General features: G+C 71.5%; 16 protein-coding genes. 8 read left to right on the top strand and 8 right to left on the bottom strand.

From position 1 onward, the window contains the following. Positions 1-12: 12 nt before the first annotated feature. Positions 13-525 (top strand): YcxB family protein, encoded by a 513-nt coding sequence (locus AB0C73_RS18550; RefSeq protein ID WP_362530901.1) that lies wholly within the window; start codon positions 13-15, stop codon positions 523-525. Positions 526-592: 67 nt separating this feature from the next. On the opposite strand, the gene AB0C73_RS18545 is transcribed toward AB0C73_RS18550, so the two are convergent. From AB0C73_RS18545 to AB0C73_RS18530, 4 genes are all read right to left on the bottom strand, one after another. Next, complete coding sequence (locus AB0C73_RS18545) at positions 593-1,003, bottom strand: transcriptional repressor (RefSeq protein ID WP_362530899.1); 411 nt, start codon at positions 1,001-1,003, stop codon at positions 593-595. Between the two features lie 61 nt (positions 1,004-1,064). Then, positions 1,065-1,961 (bottom strand): metal ABC transporter permease, encoded by an 897-nt coding sequence (locus AB0C73_RS18540; protein WP_362530897.1) that lies wholly within the window; start codon positions 1,959-1,961, stop codon positions 1,065-1,067. A 20-nt stretch (positions 1,962-1,981) separates the two neighbouring features. Next, a complete protein-coding gene (locus AB0C73_RS18535; RefSeq protein ID WP_362530895.1) occupies positions 1,982-2,785 on the bottom strand; it encodes a metal ABC transporter ATP-binding protein in 804 nt (267 codons plus the stop codon). 68 nt (positions 2,786-2,853) lie between these two features. Next, positions 2,854-3,825, bottom strand: coding sequence for a metal ABC transporter substrate-binding protein (locus AB0C73_RS18530; protein ID WP_362530892.1), 972 nt, complete (start codon positions 3,823-3,825; stop codon positions 2,854-2,856). 263 nt (positions 3,826-4,088) lie between these two features. On the opposite strand from AB0C73_RS18530, the gene AB0C73_RS18525 reads away from it, so the two are divergent. Continuing rightward, positions 4,089-5,471, top strand: a complete 1,383-nt coding sequence (locus AB0C73_RS18525; protein WP_362530890.1) for a glycine--tRNA ligase — start codon at positions 4,089-4,091, stop codon at positions 5,469-5,471. Positions 5,472-5,578: 107 nt separating this feature from the next. On the opposite strand, the gene AB0C73_RS18520 is transcribed toward AB0C73_RS18525, so the two are convergent. The 3 genes from AB0C73_RS18520 to AB0C73_RS18510 all read right to left on the bottom strand — a co-directional run bounded on the left by AB0C73_RS18520 (position 5,579) and on the right by AB0C73_RS18510 (position 8,759). Then, complete coding sequence (locus AB0C73_RS18520) at positions 5,579-6,169, bottom strand: TetR family transcriptional regulator (protein ID WP_362530888.1); 591 nt, start codon at positions 6,167-6,169, stop codon at positions 5,579-5,581. A 17-nt stretch (positions 6,170-6,186) separates the two neighbouring features. Next, the gene (locus AB0C73_RS18515) at positions 6,187-7,224 is read right to left on the bottom strand and encodes an aldo/keto reductase (protein ID WP_362530885.1); all 1,038 of its coding nucleotides are present in this window, start codon (positions 7,222-7,224) and stop codon (positions 6,187-6,189) included. A gap of 74 nt (positions 7,225-7,298) precedes the next feature. After that, on the bottom strand, positions 7,299-8,759 hold the full coding sequence (locus tag AB0C73_RS18510) for an MFS transporter (protein WP_362530882.1): 1,461 nt from the start codon (positions 8,757-8,759) through the stop codon (positions 7,299-7,301). A 110-nt stretch (positions 8,760-8,869) separates the two neighbouring features. On the opposite strand from AB0C73_RS18510, the gene AB0C73_RS18505 reads away from it, so the two are divergent. The 4 genes from AB0C73_RS18505 (at position 8,870) to AB0C73_RS18490 (ending at position 16,022) form a co-directional block, all read left to right on the top strand. Next, complete coding sequence (locus AB0C73_RS18505; protein ID WP_362531012.1) at positions 8,870-9,868, top strand: helix-turn-helix domain-containing protein; 999 nt, start codon at positions 8,870-8,872, stop codon at positions 9,866-9,868. 320 nt (positions 9,869-10,188) lie between these two features. Then, complete coding sequence (gene dusB, locus AB0C73_RS18500) at positions 10,189-11,325, top strand: tRNA dihydrouridine synthase DusB (protein ID WP_362530879.1); 1,137 nt, start codon at positions 10,189-10,191, stop codon at positions 11,323-11,325. A gap of 377 nt (positions 11,326-11,702) precedes the next feature. Then, on the top strand, positions 11,703-14,414 hold the full coding sequence (gene ppdK, locus AB0C73_RS18495) for a pyruvate, phosphate dikinase (protein ID WP_362530876.1): 2,712 nt from the start codon (positions 11,703-11,705) through the stop codon (positions 14,412-14,414). A gap of 558 nt (positions 14,415-14,972) precedes the next feature. Further along, on the top strand, positions 14,973-16,022 hold the full coding sequence (locus AB0C73_RS18490) for a winged helix-turn-helix domain-containing protein (RefSeq protein WP_362530874.1): 1,050 nt from the start codon (positions 14,973-14,975) through the stop codon (positions 16,020-16,022). Here AB0C73_RS18490 and AB0C73_RS18485 read toward each other — a convergent pair. Beyond that, entirely contained in the window at positions 15,992-17,152 is a 1,161-nt protein-coding gene (locus AB0C73_RS18485; protein WP_362530871.1) for an alkaline phosphatase PhoX, read from the bottom strand. The genes AB0C73_RS18490 and AB0C73_RS18485 overlap by 31 nt on opposite strands. Before the next feature lie 278 nt (positions 17,153-17,430). Here AB0C73_RS18485 and AB0C73_RS18480 point away from each other — a divergent pair, with 278 nt between their 5' ends. After that, positions 17,431-18,483 (top strand): hypothetical protein, encoded by a 1,053-nt coding sequence (locus AB0C73_RS18480; protein ID WP_362530870.1) that lies wholly within the window; start codon positions 17,431-17,433, stop codon positions 18,481-18,483. A 73-nt stretch (positions 18,484-18,556) separates the two neighbouring features. After that, positions 18,557-19,039, top strand: coding sequence for a group III truncated hemoglobin (locus AB0C73_RS18475; protein ID WP_362530867.1), 483 nt, complete (start codon positions 18,557-18,559; stop codon positions 19,037-19,039). The last annotated feature ends 67 nt before the right edge of the window (positions 19,040-19,106 follow it).

Below are 19,106 nucleotides of genomic sequence, written 5' to 3'. Positions count from 1 at the left end.
TGGCCGGGGGGGATGACGATGGAGCTGGTCTACACGCCGACGCGTGAGGATGTTGCCGACGCGGTGCGGGTGCAGCTGCGGTACGGCTCGTTCCGGGTGCTGAGGTGGCTGATGCCGGTCGCCGCCGTCCTGGCCTTCGTGGCCGTCGCGCTGCTGCTGACCGGGCCCGGCGAGCCGGATGTCGGGGGCGCGGTCCTCATGGGTTCGCTCGGACTGCTCACGGTCGTGCTCCGGCCTCTGGCGGCCAGGCTGACCGCCCGGCAGATGTACGCCATGATCGCGCGGCAGGGGGAGCACCGGGCCCGGGTCGACGAGGACGGGATCCGCTGGACAACCCGGGACAGCGAGGTCACGGCCCGCTGGCAGCTCACGCCCCGGTACGCCGAGACCTCGACGCAGTTCGTGTTGTTCTCCGGGGACAAGGGGCGTGCCGGCATCGCCGCCCTGCCCAAGCGCGGGCTCACCGACCCCGGTGACGTCGACCGGCTCCGTACCGTCCTCGACCGGAACATCACCCGCCTCTGAGCACGCGCACGGCAGACGCGAGGGCCCGCACCGGGATCGTCCGGTGCGGGCCCCTTCGTCTGTCAGGTCACGTCGATGCGCAGTCCGCGCACGTGCCGAAGATCTCCACCGTGTGCGCCACGTTCACGAAGCCGTGCTCCGCCGCGATCGTCTCCGCCCACTGCTCCACCGCCGGGCCTTCGACCTCGACCGCCTTGCCGCAGACGCGGCACACCAGATGGTGATGGTGGTCGCCGGTCGAGCAGCGGCGGTAGACCGTCTCGCCCTCGCTGGTGCGCAGCGCGTCGACCTCGCCCGCGTCCGCGAGGGACTGGAGCGTGCGGTAGACGGTGGTGAGGCCGACCGAGTCGCCGCGGTGCTTGAGCATGTCGTGCAGCTCCTGGGCACTGCGGAACTCGTCGACCTCGTTCAGGGCCGCGGAGACTGCGGCCCGCTGCTTGGTCGAGCGGCCTTTTACGGGGGGTCCTGCCGTCACCACGGGGGCCTCCTTGAATCCTTGTCTGCCCCCGCCATTCTGCCAGTCCCCCCTCCGGCCTTTGCTAGACGTTCACGTCGTCCGTGGGGCGCCGGGTCGCCGGGACGCAGCGGGCGTCGCAGTCCGCGATGGCCTGCTCGGCGGCCTTCGCCCGGCGGCGGGCGAGCGGTGCGGCGAGCAGAGACAGGGCGATGAACACGCCGATCGCGAGCAGGACGATGGTCGCGCCGGGCGGTACGTCCTGGTAGTACGAGGTGATCGTGCCGGACAGAGTGACGCCGGTGCCGATCAGCACGGCCAGGGCGAACGTGGCCTTGAAGGACCGGGACAGCTGCTGGGCCGCCGCGACCGGGATCACCATGAGCGCGCTGACCAGGAGCAGGCCGACGACGCGCATGGCGACCGTGACCGTGAGGGCGGCGGTGATCGCGATGAGCAGGTTCAGGGCACGGACCGGCAGGCCGGTGACCCGGGCGAACTCCTCGTCCTGGCTGACGGCGAAGAGCTGGCGGCGCAGGCCGACCGTCACGAGCAGCACGAATCCGGCCAGGATGCTGATCGTGGTGACGTCCTCGGCGGAGACCGTCGAGAGCGAGCCGAAGAGGAACGAGGTCAGGTTGGCGTTGGAGCCGGTCGTCGAGAGACTCGTCAGCATGACGCCGCCCGCCATGCCGCCGTAGAAGAGCAGCGCGAGCGCGAGGTCGCCGCGCGTCTTGCCGTACGCCCGGATCAGCTCCATGGCGACGGAGCCGACGACGGCGACGAGGGTCGCCATCCACACCGGGTTGGTGTTCATGAGGAAGCCGAGGCCGACGCCGGTCATGGCGACATGGCCGATGCCGTCGCCCATGAGCGCCTGGCGGCGCTGGACGAGGTAGATGCCGACGGCGGGGGCGGTGATGCCGACGAGCACGGCCGCGAGGAGCGCGCGCTGCATGAAGGCGGGTTCGAGGAATTCCATGGTCGGTTCAGCGCCTCGGGTCAGGTCAGCAGGCCGGTGCGGAGCGGCTCGTCGGCCGCGTGCGGGTGGACGTGGTCGTGGCCGGGCAGGGCGTGCTGGCCGACGGCCTTCGGGGGCGGGCCGTCGTGGACGACGCAGCCGTCGCGGAGCACCACCGCGCGGTCGATGAGCGGTTCCAGCGGGCCCAGCTCGTGCAGGACGAGGAGGACGGACGTACCGCCGGCGACCTGCTCGCGCAGGGTCGAGGCGAGGATCTCCTGGCTGGCGAGGTCGACGCCGGCCATCGGCTCGTCCATGATCAGCAGCTCGGGTTCGGAGGCGAGCGCGCGGGCGATGAGCACGCGCTGGTGCTGGCCGCCGGAGAGGGCGCTGACGGCGTCCTGGGCGCGGTCGGCGAGGCCGACGAGCTCCATGGCGCGCAGGACGGCGGCCTTGTCGGCCTTGTTCGGCAGGCCGAAGCGGCGGCGGGCGAGGCGACCGGAGGCGACGACCTCGCGGACGGTGGCGGGCACGCCGGCGGACGCGGTGGTGCGCTGCGGTACGTATCCGACGCGGGCCCAGTCGCGGAACCGCTTCTGTTCCGTGCCGAAGAGCTCGATGGAGCCGCCGGTCAGCGGCACCTGGCCGATGACGGAGCGGACGGCGGTCGACTTGCCGGAGCCGTTGGCGCCGAGCAGGGCGACGACCTCACCGCGGTGGACGGTGAGGTCGACGCCCCGGAGGACGGGCCGCGCGCCGAGGGCCGCTGTGGCTCCGCGGACGGAGATGACGGGATCCGATGCGGACGGGGCGGACGGGACGGTCGGGGCTGCCGGGGCTGCCATGGCTCGTACCTCCTGCTGTGCTGCCTGCTGCTGTGGCTGCCGTGCCTGCTGTGCCTGCTGTGCTGTGGTCACTTGGCGCCGAGGGCCTTCTGCAGCGCGGCGAGGTTGGACTGCATGACCTCGATGTAGTCATCGCCCTTGGACTTGTCCGTGATCCCCTCAAGGGGGTCGAGCACATCGGTCTTCAGGCCGGTGTCGGTGGCGAGGGTCTTCGCGGTCTTGTCGCTCGCGAGGGTCTCGAAGAAGACGGTGGTGACCTTGTCCTTCTCCGCGATGTCCTGGAGGTCCTTGATGCGGGCGGGGCTCGGCTCGGACTCGGGGTCCATGCCGGAGATGCCCTCCTGCTCCAGGTGGTAGCGCTCGGCGAGGTAGCCGAAGGCGGAGTGGGTGGTGATGAAGGTCCTGGTGGCGGTGTTCTTCAGGCCCGTCTCGAACGCGGTGTTCAGGCCGCCGAGCTTCTTCACCAGGGCGTCGGTGTTCTTCCGGTAGTCGGCGGCGTGCGCCGGGTCGGCCTTCTCGAAGGCGGCACCGACGCCCTGGGCGACCTCGGCGTACTTCACGGGGTCGAGCCAGATGTGCGGGTCGGCGCCGGCCTCGGACTCGTGGTCCTCGTGGCCAGCCTCTTCGGAGCCGCCGTGCTCGTGGCCGACCTCGGTGCCGTGCGCTTCGAGCTTCGTGAGGCCGGCCGCGTCGACCGTGTTCTTCACACCGGCCTGGGCTATGGCGTCGTCGACGGCGGGCTGGATGCCCTTGAGGTAGAGGATGAGGTCGGCCTCGCCGAGCTCGCCGATCTGCTTCGGCTTGAGCTCCAGGTCGTGCGGCTCGACGCCGGGCTTGGTGAGCGTGTTGACGGCGACGTGGCCACCGCCGATCTGCTCGGCCAGATACTGCATGGGGTAGAACGACGCCACCACGTCCAGCTTGCCGTCCCCGCCCTTGTCGGCGGCGTCGGAGCTCCCGCCGCAGGCGGTGAGGGTGACGAGGCCCAGGGCGACGGCTCCGGCGAGGGCGGTGGTGGGTATCAGTCGGCGTACGTTCATGACACTCATTTTCAACAAAGATGGAAACGGTTGTCAATTGCCGTACGTGTGTCCCGCAGCACGACTGTTCGGGAGAGCGGCGCCGTCATCGATATCCAGGCAGACTGGTACAAGTCGGGGAGTGACCTGGACCCGCCCTCGACGCCCGCGTATCCCCCTCCCTCCGCTTCCCGGTGAGCGAGGAGGAACCGATTTGATACGGGCCCCAGGGGCGCCGGTAACCTGAGGCATTCGCACTTCGTCGTCGTAATGAAGAGAGCACCGTGGCCGCCGACAAGATCGACACCATCGTCAGCCTGAGCAAGCGCCGTGGCTTCGTTTTCCCCTGCAGTGAGATCTACGGCGGTCAGCGCGCCGCCTGGGACTACGGACACCTGGGCGTCGAGCTCAAGGAGAACATCAAGCGCCAGTGGTGGCGTTACATGGTCACCGCGCGCGAGGACGTCGTCGGCATCGACTCGTCGGTCATCCTGGCCACCGAGGTCTGGGAGGCCTCCGGTCACGTCGCGACCTTCACCGACCCGCTGACCGAGTGCACCTCCTGCCACAAGCGCTACCGCGCGGACCACCTGGAGGAGGCGTACGAGGAGAAGCACGGCCGTCTCCCCGAGAACGGCCTCTCCGACCTCAACTGCCCCAACTGCGGCAACAAGGGCACCTTCACCGAGCCCAAGCAGTTCTCCGGCCTGCTCGCCACGCACCTCGGCCCGACCCAGGACAGCGGCTCCATCGCCTACCTGCGTCCCGAGACCGCGCAGGGCATCTTCACCAACTTCGCCCAGGTGCAGGGGGCCGCGCGCAAGAAGCCCCCGTTCGGCATCGCGCAGATGGGCAAGTCCTTCCGGAACGAGATCACTCCGGGCAACTTCATCTTCCGCACCCGCGAGTTCGAGCAGATGGAGATGGAGTTCTTCGTCAAGCCGGGCGAGGACGAGCAGTGGCAGGAATACTGGATGGAGCAGCGCTGGAACTGGTACACCGGCCTGGGTCTCCGTGAGGAGAACATGCGCTGGTACGAGCACCCGGCGGAGAAGCTCTCCCACTACTCGAAGCGCACCGCCGACATCGAGTACCGCTTCCAGTTCGGCGGCAGCGAGTGGGGCGAGCTGGAGGGCGTCGCCAACCGCACCGACTACGACCTCTCCGCGCACTCCAAGGCCTCCGGCACCGACCTGGTCTACTTCGACCAGGAGGCCCAGGAGCGCTGGACGCCGTACGTCATCGAGCCCGCCGCCGGTGTCGGCCGCACCATGCTCGCCTTCCTGCTCGACGCGTACAACGAGGACGAGGCCCCCAACGCCAAGGGCGTGATGGAGAAGCGCACCGTGCTGCGCCTCGACTACCGCCTGGCCCCGGTCAAGGTCGCCGTCCTGCCGCTGTCCCGCAACCCGCAGCTCTCGCCGAAGGCCAAGGGCCTCGCGGCGGACCTGCGGCAGAACTGGAACATCGAGTTCGACGACGCCGGCGCCATCGGCCGCCGCTACCGCCGCCAGGACGAGATCGGCACCCCGTTCTGCGTCACCGTCGACTTCGACACCCTGGACGACAACGCGGTGACCGTGCGCGAGCGCGACACCATGAAGCAGGAGCGCGTCTCCCTGGACCAGATCCAGGGCTACCTGGCCAGCCGCCTGCTGGGCTGCTGAGTCCGCTTCACGCATACGGCGAAGCCCCCGGTTCCGAATCTCGGAGCCGGGGGCTTCCCGTATGCACGGGTGCGGGGTACGGGTACGTACGGGGTGCGGGTCGCGGGTTACGGGCGCAGGCCGCGCAGCAGCAGGCCGACCACGGACTCGAACTCCGTGTCTATCGCCGGACGCCGCCACTCCGGGGCGTAGGCCGGGTCGTGGAAGCGCGCGGTCGCGTAGAACAGCGCGCGGGCCGTGGCCTCCGGGTCGGGTGCGGTGAACTCGGCCTCCCGCGTGCCCTCCTCGACGATCGTGCGCACCTGGCCGATCAGCACCTCCAGGTGCCGGTCGACCACACCGCTGTTCTCGTCGATCAGGACGTTGTACGTGGCGAACAGCTCCGGGTCGTCGCCCGCCTTGTGGCGCTTGGCCTCGAAGAGCGTGGCGAACCAGTCGTGCAGCTTCTGCGGAGCCCGGGGCCCCGGGGCCTCGGTCAGCTCGGCCAGGGCCACCTCGGTGCGCGACAGCCAGCGCTCGGTGACCGCCTCGCGCAGGGCCGCCTTCGTACGGAAGTGGCGGTAGACGCTGCCGTGGCTGACGCCGAGCGCCCGGGCCACGTCGACGACGTTCGCCTTCGCGGGGCCGTAGCGGCGCAGCACCTCCTCGGTGGCTTCGAGGATGCGCTCTGCGGTCAGGGTTTCGGTGCTGGCGGCCATGCCACTGACAGTACCCGTCAGTGCTCGCTGTCCAGGTGGGCCATCTGCGCCTCCGGGTAGCGGGCGCCGGCCGCCGCGTCCGCCGGGACGGCCGACTCGATCGCCGCGAGGTCGGCCGCGTCGAGCGTGACGTCGAGCGCGCCGAGGGCCTCGGTGAGCCGGTCGCGGCGGCGGGCGCCGACCAGCGGGACGATGTCCGCGCCGTGCCGGGGGCCCTGGGCGAGGACCCAGGCGATGGCGAGCTGCGCGACCGAGACGCCCTTGGCCTCGGCGACGGCGCGCAGCCGGTCGACCAGGTCCAGGTTGCGGTTCAGGTTCTCGCCCTGGAAGCGCGGGCTCATGCCGCGGAAGTCGCCGGCGGCGAGCTCGCGGTCCCGGGTGAAGTGGCCGCTGATCAGGCCGCGGGAGAGCACTCCGTACGCGGTGATGCCGATGCCCAGCTCGCGGGCCGTCGGCAGGATCTTGTCCTCTATGCCGCGGGAGATCAGCGAGTACTCGATCTGGAGGTCCGCGATCGGGGCGACGGCCGCCGCCCGGCGCAGGGTGTCGGCACCGACCTCGGAGAGGCCGATGTGCCGGACGTGCCCGGCCTCGACCAGCTCGGCGATGGCGCCGACGGTCTCCTCGATCGGGACGTCGGGGTCGACGCGGGCGATCCGGTAGATGTCGATGTGGTCGGTGCCGAGGCGCTGGAGCGAGTAGGCGAGGAAGTTCTTGACCGCGGCCGGGCGGCCGTCGATGCCGGTGAAGCCGCCCTCGACCGTGCGCAGGGAGCCGAACTTGACGCTGGTGAGCGCCTTCTCGCGGGCGGCGGCGGGCGCGGTGCGCAGGGCCTCGTTGATCAGCAGCTCGTTGTGGCCCATGCCGTAGAAGTCGCCGGTGTCGAGGAGCGTGACGCCCGCGTCCAGGGCCGCGTGGATGGTCGCGATCGACTCGGCGCGGTCGGCCTCGCCGTACAGGGCGGACATGCCCATGCAGCCGAGGCCGAGCGCGGAGACCGTGGGGCCGGTGGTGCCGAGGGAACGGGTGGGGAGGGGAGTGATGTGCGTCGTCATGCATCAACCATGACATGTGCGATGACAGATTTCAATATCTGTCAGTCGATTCCTGCGTTCGATCCCTGATGTCCTCATCCCTTCATCGCAGGGAGGCGCAGGCTCAGCAGCAGCGTCAGCACCACCACGCCCAGCTGCACCAGGAGCGTCGTCGTCAGCGCCGAGCCCATGTCGCCGGATCCGGCCAGGGAGAGGAAGAGCGAGCCGAGCGTCGCGACGCCGAGCGCGAGGGCCGACTGCTGGGTCGTCACCATCACGCCGCTGCCCACGCCCGCCCGCTCCGCCGGCACCTCCGAGAGCACCACCCGGAAGAGCACCGGCAGCTGGAGCCCCTGGCCGAAGCCCGCGACCGCCATGCCCGGCAGCAGGCTCCACCCCGACAGCTCCGGCCAGCCGTCCGCGACCGTCCAGGCGAGCAGCCCGACACCGAGCGCCTGGAGCGCGGCGCCCGCCGGCACCACCCTCGTGCCCCAGCGGCCGACGAGCCGCGGGCCCGCGAGCGAGGCCCCGAAGAAGGCCACCGCCATCGGTACGAGCGCCAGGCCCGAGGCCACCGCGCCCATCGCGAGGCCCTGCTGGAGCGCCACCGCGATCACGAACATGAAGCCGCCGAAGCCCACCGAGAACGGCAGCACCATCGCGAGGCCGCGGCGCAGCGAGACCAGCCGCAGCAGGCTCGGCGGCACCAGGGGCGTACCGCCGCGGCGGTCGGCGCGCCGCTCCACCCACCAGAACGCGCCGGCCGCGAACGGGAAGACGGCGAGCGCGACCCAGGTCCACAGCGGCCAGCCGGCCGCCCGGCCCTCGGTCAGCGGGGCGAGCAGGGTGAGCAGGGAGACGGCGAGCAGCAGGGTGCCGGGCAGGTCGACCGGGGCGGGCCGGTCCGAGCGGGTCTCGGGGACGCCGCGCACCGCGAGCAGCAGGCCGATCGCCGCCACCGGCACGTTGACCAGGAAGATCGACCGCCAGCCGCTGCCCGCGAGATCGGCCGCGACCAGCACACCGCCCAGGATCTGGCCGGCCACCATGGCCAGGCCCGCGGTCGCCCCGTACAGGCTGAGCGCCCGTGCGTGGCGGGCACCCGAGGTCGAGGAGTGAATGGTCGCGAGCACCTGCGGCAGCATCAGGGCCGCCGCGGCACCCTGTGCCACCCGGGCGCCGACCAGGGTCCAGGCGTCCGGGGCGAGCCCGCAGGCGAGCGAGGTGAGCCCGAAGGCGGCCATGCCCGCCAGGAAGAGCCGGCGGCGGCCGAACTGGTCGCCGAGCCGGCCGCCGAGCACGAGCAGCACGGCGTACGACAGGCCGTAGCCGGCGACGACCAGTTCGAGGAGGGCCGGGCCCGCGTTCAGGTCGTGGTCGATGGTGGGCAGGGCGACGTTGACGATGAAGAAGTCGATGAGGGGGAGGGCCGCGCCGAGCAGCACGGTGAACAGGCCGAGCGCGCCGAGCACCGGCCGCCGGGTGTGGTCGACGCGCGGGACGGCGCCGGTGGGTACGGACGCGGAGGTGGTGGACGGGGTGGATGTCGTGGTCACGGGACCGAGCCTCGCGCGGTCCTCAGCCTGGTACCAGAGTCTCCTTATCCTGGTACAAGCAGTACCTGGCAATGGGCTGAGTGCCCCGGCACCCTGGGGGCATGAGCGTCATGAGCCTCGACACGGCAGGTACGGCAGGTACGGCAGGTACGGCAGGTACGGCAGGTACGGCAGGTACGGCAGGTACGGCGGGTACGGCGGGCACCGCGGGCCCGGCGGCGGAGCCCGATGTCCGGCGGCACGAGCTGGCCGCCTTCCTGCGCAGCCGGCGCGAGCGGATCAGCCCCGAGCAGGTCGGGCTGCCGCGCGGGCGGCGCCGCCGCACCCCGGGGCTGCGCCGCGAGGAGGTCGCGCAGCTCTCCGCCGTGGGCGTCACCTGGTACACGTGGCTGGAGCAGGCGCGGCCCATACAGGTGTCCCCGCAGGTCCTGGACGCGCTCGCGGGCGCCCTGCTCCTCGACCCCACCGAGCGGACCCATCTCTTCTCCCTCGCCGGACAGGCCGACCCGCACCCCGAGACGCCCTGCCCGACCGTCACCCCCGCGCTCCGCGAGCTCCTCGACCGGCTGGAGCCGGTGCCCGCCGCCGTGCAGAACAGCCGCTACGACTTCCTCGCCCACAACCGCACCTTCGGGCGCCTCTTCTGCGACCTGGACGCGCTGCCCCGCGAGGACCGCAACAGCCTGTGGCTGGCCTTCACCAACGACGACTTCCGGTCCGCCGTCACCGACCTGCCCGAGGTGCTCGGCGCGCTCGCCGGCAAGCTGCGCGCCTCGATGGCCGAGCACCTCGCCGAGCCCGCCTGGAAGGCGCTCCTCGACCGGCTCCAGGCGGCGTCGCCGGAGTTCCGCGAGATCTGGGCCCGCCATGACGTCGTCGACCAGTCCGGCCGCACCAAGCTCATCCGCAACGCGGAGGTCGGCCCCCTCCGCCTCGAACACACCAACCTGTGGCTCGGCCCCATGGCCGGCCCGCGCCTGGTGACCTACGTCCCGGTCGACGAGGCGAGCCGGAAGGGCATCGAGCGCCTCCTCGCGCGCGTGCTGACGGAGGAGCGGGTGAAGGCGGCGCAGGCGGCGGAGCCGCCCGCCCGCCTGGCCGCGGTCTGAGCCCGCGGCGCGGGGCGCGCCCGGCCTCGCGCTGCGCCGCGTCCGCCCCGCGCCGGACTTCGCTGCGCTCTGCATGGCACCCGCGTCGGGTCGGCACGGCCGCGCCCGCCCGTCGGGCCGCGCCCGCCCGTCGGGCCGCGTCCGCCCCGCGCCCACCCGCCGGGCCGCGCCCGCCCCGCGCGCGGCCCCGGGGCCCGCCGTGCCCGCGCCGCTCGCCGAGGCCGCGCCCGGCCCCCGTACCGCTTCCGCCCCCACGCTCGCCCGCCGCCCCCGGATCGTACGGTTGTCTAAAGACTTTCCGCGTGCGGGACAATGGGGCAATGACCGCGTTCTCCCCCCTCTCCATCGGGCCGCACATCGTGCAGCCGCCGGTGGTGCTCGCGCCCATGGCCGGCATCACCAACGCCCCCTTCCGTACCCTGTGCCGTGAGTTTTCCGGCGGTAAGGGCCTGTTCGTGAGCGAGATGATCACGACGCGGGCGCTGGTGGAGCGCAACGAGAAGACGATGCAGCTCATCCACTTCGATCCGTCCGAGCAGCCGCGGTCGATCCAGCTGTACGGGGTGGACCCGGTGACCGTCGGCAAGGCGGTGCGGATGATCGTCGACGAGGACCTGGCCGATCACATCGACCTGAACTTCGGCTGCCCGGTGCCGAAGGTGACCCGCAAGGGCGGCGGGTCGGCGCTGCCGTACAAGCGGCATCTGCTGCGGGCGATCCTGAACGAGGCCGTGGCCAACGCCGGTGAGCTGCCGGTCACGATGAAGATGCGCAAGGGCATCGACGACGACCACCTCACCTATCTCGACGCGGGCCGGATCGCGGTCGAGGAGGGCGTCACCGCGATCGCCCTGCACGGCAGGACGACCGCTCAGCACTACGGCGGCACGGCCGACTGGGAGGCCATCGCCCGTCTGAAGGAGCACGTGCCGGAGATCCCGGTGCTCGGCAACGGCGACATCTGGACGGCCGAGGACGCGCTGCGGATGATGCGCGAGACCGGCTGCGACGGTGTGGTCGTGGGCCGCGGCTGCCTGGGCCGCCCGTGGCTGTTCGGGGACCTGGTCGCGGGCTTCGAGGGCACGGGCGCCTACACGAGGCCCGGCCTCCGGCAGGTGGCCGAGGTGATGGTGCGGCACGCGACACTGCTTGGAGAGTGGCTGGGGGACGAGGCGCGCGGTGTCATCGACTTCCGCAAGCATGTCGCCTGGTACCTGAAGGGCTTCGCCGTCGGCTCCGAGATGCGCAAGCGGCTCGCGATCACCTCGTCCCTGGAGGAGCTCGGCGCTCAGTTGAGCGAGCTCGACCTGGACCAGCCGTGGCCGGAGGGGGCGGAGGGGCCCCGGGGGCGTACGTCCGGAAACAACCGTGTTGTCCTGCCGGACGGCTGGTTGAAGGACCCCTACGACTGCGCCGGCGTGAGCGAGGAGGCCGAGCTGGACACGTCCGGAGGGTGAGACCAGGGTCTCCCGGGCCATATTCAGGGGCGCTTTTGGCGAGTGATCCTCGCCACCCTTGATAGGGGTAGTGCTCAGATGAGCAGATTACCGACCCCTCTGCCGCTTGAAGGGTGGCACGCGGTGCCACCCTTTTTGCGTTCAAGAGTTGAACGCAACTGCTCCATTCGGCGCTCAGATGAGCGCGGGAGTCCAGCTTTCGGTCAAACGGGCTTCGGGCCCTGAAAGCGGAAGCTACTCGTCGGTTACTTTCGATGTGCTGGCGGACGGGTGGTTAAGACCGGATGACCGGTAGGCGTACCTCCCCAGACGCCTTCGATCTGGGTATGTTCCTCGGCGTCAGGGCAGCCAACCGAGTCGTCGAGGAGTCGTGACCCGTGTCGGAAATCAATGATCAGAAGTTCGTCTACGACTTCACCGAGGGCAACAAGGACCTGAAGGACCTGCTCGGTGGAAAGGGCGCCAACCTCGCCGAGATGACCAACCTCGGCCTCCCGGTGCCTCCCGGCTTCACGATCACGACCGAGGCGTGCAAGGTCTACCTCGAGTCCGGCTCCGAGCCGGTCGAGCTCCGCGACGAGGTCAGCGCGCACCTCGACGCCCTTGAGCAGCAGATGGGCAAGAAGCTCGGCCAGGCCGACAACCCGCTGCTCGTCTCGGTCCGCTCCGGCGCGAAGTTCTCGATGCCCGGCATGATGGACACCGTCCTCAACATCGGCCTCTCCGACGCCTCCGTCGTGGGCCTGGCCGCCCAGGCCGACAACGAGCGCTTCGCCTGGGACTCGTACCGCCGCCTCATCCAGATGTTCGGCAAGACCGTCCTCGGCGTCGAGGGCGAGCTCTTCGAGGACGCCCTCGACGCGGCCAAGGCCGCCAAGAAGGTCGCCAGCGACACCGACCTGGACGCGGCCGACCTGAAGAAGGTCGTCAAGCAGTTCAAGAAGATCGTCAAGACCGCGACCGGCCGCGACTTCCCGCAGGACCCGCGCGAGCAGATGGACCTCGCCATCGAGGCGGTCTTCAACTCCTGGAACACCGACCGCGCCAAGCTGTACCGCCGCCAGGAGCGCATCCCGCACGACCTCGGCACCGCCGTCAACGTCTGCTCGATGGTCTTCGGCAACCTCGGCCCGGACTCCGGCACCGGCGTCGCCTTCACCCGCGACCCCGCCTCCGGCCACCAGGGCGTCTACGGCGACTACCTGCAGAACGCGCAGGGCGAGGACGTCGTCGCCGGTATCCGCAACACCGTGCCGCTCGCCGAGCTGGAGTCGATCGACAAGGCGTCGTACGACCAGCTCATGGAGATCATGTCGACCCTGGAGACCCACTACAAGGATCTCTGCGACATCGAGTTCACCATCGAGCGCGGCCAGCTGTGGATGCTGCAGACCCGCGTCGGCAAGCGCACCGCCGGTGCCGCCTTCCGCATCGCCACCCAGCTCGTGGACCAGGGCCTCATCGACGAGGCCGAGGCGCTGCAGCGCGTCAACGGCGCCCAGCTCGCCCAGCTGATGTTCCCGAAGTTCGACGAGCACGCGAAGGTCGAGCAGATCGGCCGCGGCATCGCCGCCTCCCCGGGTGCCGCCGTCGGCAAGGCCGTCTTCGACTCGTACACGGCCGTCAAGTGGTCCCGCTCCGGCGAGAAGGTCATCCTGATCCGCCGCGAGACCAACCCGGACGACCTGGACGGCATGATCGCCGCCGAGGGCATCCTGACCTCCCGCGGCGGCAAGACCTCGCACGCCGCCGTCGTCGCCCGCGGCATGGGCAAGACCTGTGTCTGCGGCGCCGAGGAGCTCGAGGTCGACACCAAGCGCCGCCGCATGACCACCACCTCCGGCGTGGTCATCGAGGAGGGCGACGTCGTCTCCATCGACGGCTCCACCGGCAAGGTGTACGTCGGTGAGGTACCCGTCGTACCGTCCCCGGTCGTCGAGTACTTCGAGGGCCGTATGCACGCCGGCGCCGACGACGCCGACGAGCTGGTCCAGGCCGTGCACCGGATCATGGCCTACGCCGACCGCGTCCGCCGGCTGCGCGTCCGCGCCAACGCCGACAACGCCGAGGACGCCTCCCGCGCCCGCCGCTTCGGCGCCCAGGGCATCGGCCTGTGCCGCACCGAGCACATGTTCCTCGGTGAGCGCCGCCAGTACGTCGAGCGGCTCATCCTCGCCGACACCGACGAGGAGCGCGAGGAGTCGCTGAAGGCGCTGCTCCCGCTCCAGCAGAAGGACTTCGTCGAGCTCTTCGAGGCGATGGACGGCCTGCCGGTCACCGTGCGCCTGCTCGACCCGCCGCTGCACGAGTTCCTGCCCGACATCACCGAGCTCTCGGTGCGCGTCGCGCTCGCCGAGGCCCGCAAGGAGCCGCACGAGAACGACCTGCGCCTGCTCCAGGCCGTGCACCGGCTGCACGAGCAGAACCCGATGCTGGGTCTGCGCGGTGTCCGCCTCGGCCTGGTCATCCCCGGCCTGTTCACCATGCAGGTCCGCGCCATCGCCGAGGCCGCCGCCCAGCGCGTCGAGGCCAAGGGCGACCCGCGCGTCGAGATCATGATCCCGCTCGTCGGCACCGTCCAGGAGCTGGAGCTGGTCCGCGACGACGCCGAGAAGGTCATCGCCCAGGTCGTGGCGGAGACCGGCGTCGAGCTGAAGCTGGCCCTCGGCACCATGATCGAGCTGCCCCGCGCCGCCGTCACCGCCGGCCAGATCGCCGAGGCCGCCGAGTTCTTCTCCTTCGGCACCAACGACCTCACGCAGACGGTCTGGGGCTTCTCCCGCGACGACGTGGAGGCCAGCTTCTTCACCGCGTACCTGGAGAAGGGCATCTTCGGCGTCAGCCCCTTCGAGACCATCGACAAGGACGGCGTCGGCTCCCTGGTCCGCCAGGCCGCCGAGGCCGGCCGCGCCACCCGCCCCGACATCAAGCTCGGTGTCTGCGGCGAGCACGGCGGCGACCCGGAGTCGGTGCACTTCTTCCACGAGGTCGGCCTCGACTACGTCTCCTGCTCGCCGTTCCGGATCCCGGTGGCGCGCCTGGAGGCCGGCCGCGCGGCGGCCGAGGCGAAGGGCAGCGACAGCCGCTGAACGTCGGTTCAGTAGCAAAGCCCGGCCAGACCACCGGAGCCGCCGTTCGTCCCCGACCCTCAGAACCGATGGACGGCGGCTCCGGTTTCCACAGGAGACGGGGCGGACACCTTGTGCGGAGGTGTCCGCCCCGTCGTGGTTTGCCCCCGGCGACCGTTGCAAGATCGTTGGGGAAAATGTGAGGTCCTGTTCAACTGCATGTGCCAGTGGTGCATGGGCTCGCACAGGGGCCCCGCATTGAATTATTCGGCATTGAACATTTGCAAAGAATGAGGCGGGCGCGGCCTCCGGATCCCCACCCGGAAGCCGCGCCCATTACCCTCGTCGGGCGGGTGAGCCGCAACCCTCGCCGACCGCCGCCGGACGCGCCAAAGCCCCCCACGGTCTTCGCCGCGTCACCTCGGTCCTGAAGGTTTCCCGTCCGACGTGCACAGCCTTTCGGTTCCCGGCTGTTCGCCGCGAGGCTTTTCAAGTGTGGCTGAAACACCCTGGTAACGTGCAGTGATGATGTGCATACTCGTCGTCGGGGGTGGTTGCGAGTGCACAGGTGGGGGTTCCATGCTGCGGATTCATTTCAGCGGAAACGACTTGGCGGGGGTGCGGATGGCCGCACAGCCGGACGTTCTGTGGGAAACGATTCTCAGTTTTCACCGTTTAAGAGACCGGCGCGGCTCGGTGGTCTACGGGGAATGGCGGTCCGAAGCGCGTATACGACTCGGGGGTGAGACCCGGCTGCTCGGCGCCCTCGTGCCCAGCCGCGGCTATTTCCCCGACTTCCTCACCCCGGCCCAGGGCATCCTCGGTCTCGACGAGGGCCTCGACGCGATCCGGGCCACCCCGCCCGGCCGGCTGCACACCGAGCTCGCCCTCATCGGCGCCGCCCGCTCCGGGCGCCCCGCCGTGCCGTCCGCCCTGCGCGCCCTCGCCGACGGCGGCGGCGGACCGCTCGGCCGGCTCCTCGGCGCGCTGCGCGCCTACCACCGGGCCGCCGTCGAACCGTACTGGAGCCACATCCAGGCCCGGGTCGAGGCCGACCGGGCACGCCGCGGCCGGGCCCTGCTCGACGGCGGCGCCGACGAACTCCTCGCCTCGCTGCCGCCGATGCTGCGCTGGCGCAGCCCGGTCCTGGAGGCGGACTACCCGGTCGACCGCGAGATGCACCTCGACGGGCGCGGGCTGCTGCTCCAGCCCTCGTACTTCTGCCGCGGCACCCCGGTCGTGCTGCGCGACCCGGAGCTGCCGCCGGTCCTGGTCTACCCGGTCACCCACAGCGAGGCGCCGAAGGTCCGGGCCCCCGGCCTGCCCTCGCTCGCCAAGCTCGTCGGCCACACCCGCTCGGAGGTCCTCAACGCCATCGGCGACGGCGGCACCACCAGCGAACTGGCCCGCCGGGCGGGGGTCTCCCTCGCCTCCGCGAGCCAGCACGCCGGCGTCCTGCGCGACGCGGGCCTGGTCGCCACGCTGCGCCACGGCAACGCGGTCCTGCACACCCTCACCCCGCTCGGCGCCGCCCTCCTGGGCGGCGCCGGCGGCCCCCGTGAGCCCCGCGAGGTCCGTGAACCCCGCGAGTCCCGGTGCTACGCGCGGAACGGGCCGGTGACCTCGTAGGTGATCCCGCCCGAGGAACTGCCCGTGGTGCCGCGCTGGCTGGAGAAGTAGAGCCGGCTGCCGTCGGGGGAGAAGGCCGGTCCGGTGATCTCGGAGCCGGACTGGCCGCTGATCCGCAGGAACGGGGTGACCACGTCGTCCGGCGTGATCAGGCAGATCTCCATGTTGCCGCCGTCCTCGGCGACATACAGGTCGCCGGAGGCCGCGCCGGTCACGTTGTCCACGCCGGTCAGCGGCGCGGCGCCGCCGGGCACCAGCGAGTCGTCGTAGGCCAGCTCGTAGGTGCCGGCGAGCAGGTTGACCTGCCACACCCGGTTGTCGCCCTTGGTGGTGAACCAGACGGTGTCGTCGGCGTAGTGGCAGCCCTCGCCACCACTGAAGCGCTTGGCGCCGGAGACCTGGTTACGGGTGTACGTCGGCGAGCCGTCCGGGTCCGGCACGTTCTGCCAGGTGAACGTGCCGGAGGTGGCGGTGCCGGCCTTGAACACCTGGAGGGTGCCCGAGGACAGATCGCCCCAGGTGGTGGGCAGGAAGCGGTAGAAGCAGCCGTCGGTCTCGTCCTCGGTGAGGTAGACCGCCCGGCGCACCGGGTCGGCGGCGGCGGCCTCGTGCCTGAACTGGCCGAGGGCGGGGCGCCGTACGGCCGCGTTCACCCCGTACGGGTCGGTCTCGTAGACGTAACCGCGGCTGACCTCCTCGCAGGAGAGCCAGGTGTTCCACGGGGTCCTGCCGCCCGCGCAGTTCTGGCGGGTGCCGGACAGGATCCGGTACGCGCCGGTCACGGTGCCGGCCGCGTCGAACCGCACGGCGCTCACGCCGCCGCCCGGGTTGATCTCCGAGTTGGACACATAGATCCAGCCCGTGCCGTCGGCGAAGCAGGCCCCGCCGTCCGGGGCGCTGTGCCAGGTGTACGAGGTGCCCGGGACCGTCTGGCCCGACCGGGCGATGACCCGGCTGGTGAATCCGGCGGGCAGCAGGATGCCGTTCGCGTCCGCCGCGCCGAGCGCCCCGTAGGGGCCGGCGCCGGGCTGTGCGGGCGCGGCGTGGGCCGCCCCGCCCCAGAGGCTGCCGCCGAAGGCGGCGGCCGACGTACCGATGACCGCTCCACGCAGGAAACTGCGTCGCTCCACGTCTCACTCCTGATCAGGGGTGTGATCCGCCCCGCCGCACCGGTCGGCGCCGGGGTCGCGCGGTCCTGGAATCTAGGCGTCCGGAGTTGACCGGGCGTCAACGGGCGGTGACGCGGAGGAGTCGGGTGCGGGGCGGGGCCAGGTAGGTGGCGCCGGGAGGGAGCGGGCGGGTGCGGGTGGGTGCGGGCGGGGGCCACCGAGGGCGGTGCGGTGGGGTCCGTCGACGGCGGACTGGGGGCTAGGGCCTGTCCGGCGGTGGCGGCCGGTAGGTTCCGGCCATGGACTTCGTCGCACGCCCGCTCGACGCGCACCCGTTCCCCGGCGGTTCGGCCCTGGTCAACCCGTACGCCTTCGAGAACCGCGCGGGCGGCTCCTCCCGCGCCCTGCTCACCGGCGAGACCGAACTCGCCGTCCACGAGCTCACCGACCTGCTCGCCGGCGAGCGGAAGCCGGCCGCCCGCTTCCCGCTGCCCTGGCCCGGCTGGTCCGGGGGCGTCCACTCGGTGAGCCCGGACCGCTCCTTCGCCGTCTTCTCCGGCCAGCGGTCCGTACGCGCGGTGGACGCCGACGGCTCGACCCGCTGGGTGTACGAGCACGGCTGCTGGGACCAGCTGGTCGACCACCCGCACACCGGCGACGAGCTGCAGATCTGCCCCGGCATCGAGTCGGGCTCCTGCCGGGTCTCCGACGACGGACGGCTGGTCTGGGCGCATGTCGTGACCCCGGGGGAGTACGACGAGATCTGGGTCGTCCTCGACGCGCGCGACGGCCGCGAGCTGGCCCGGCTGCCGCTGGACACCGTCGCCTCCGGCTCCGGCCACCTCTCCCACCCCGACGGGGTCCACATGGGCCTGTCCGTCGGCATGGGGCAGGACGGCGTCCTGGTGTTCTGGGGCCGCTGGGACGGCGCGGAGCTCACCGTCCACCAGGAGCTCAACGACGGGCTCGACCGCATCCTGATCGACGTCCACCCCGCCCACCCCGGCTTCCTCACCGTCGAGCACTACGGGAACGACCTCCAGCTGCACGCCCTCGACGGGACGGTCCTCGCCGAGGCCGACGCGCCCCCGGCCCCGGACGAGGAGTACCCGCAGTGGGACTGGGCCTGCGGCTTCCTGGACGGCGACAGGGTGCTCGCGACCACCGGCGTCGAGACCGCCGACGAGCCCGAGGAGTGCGGCACCTGGCTGCTGGACGCCCGCACCCTGGAGATCCGCGGGCGGATCGCGTACCCCGACGGCACCGACCACGGCGAGGTCCGCCCGCTCGGCGACGGCACCTGGCTCACGCATGACGGGGAGACGGACACCGTCCGCCGCTGGACGATCTGAGCGCCCGCCTGCTGAGCCCGGCCGGGACCTTCGGCACTGGCCCCGGGCCGGTCCGGTCGGCGACCCTCGACGTATGGCCGCCACCCATGACCTCCGCGACCTCCGTGACATCGGCTCCCGCGCCGATCTCGACGTGCTGCTGCGCCGCTTCTACGAGGCGGCCTTCGCCGACCCGCTCATCGGCCCCTTCTTCACCGAGATCGCCGGCACCGACCTCGACGCGCATCTGCCGAGGATCGCGGACTTCTGGGAGCGGGCCCTGTTCCGCAGCGCCGAGTACCGGCGCGACGCCTTCGGGCCGCACGCCGCCCTGCACTCCGTGCGGCCGCTGACCGCCGCCCACTTCGGGCGCTGGGTGCAGCTGTGGCGGGCCACGATCGACGGGCGGCACGCGGGGCCGCTGGCCGAGCGCGCCAAGGCGCAGGGCGAGCGGATCGCGGTCGCGATGCTGAAGCGGCTCGACCGGTGCGGCGCCTCCACCGACGCGCCGGCGAGGGTCGGCGGCAGCGGCGGGTTCGTCCCGCTGGCGGCGCTCACGCTGCGCTCGGCCGGCTGAGCGGAAAGGATTCCCGGGAAAAGTGTCGGCGGGGCGATGAGTTCCGCCGGGCCCGCCGGTCTTCACT

The sequence above is a fragment of the Streptomyces sp. NPDC048623 genome, from assembly GCF_040650755.1.
Classification (GTDB): domain Bacteria; phylum Actinomycetota; class Actinomycetes; order Streptomycetales; family Streptomycetaceae; genus Streptomyces.
This window is presented reverse-complemented; position numbering and strand designations above follow the sequence as displayed.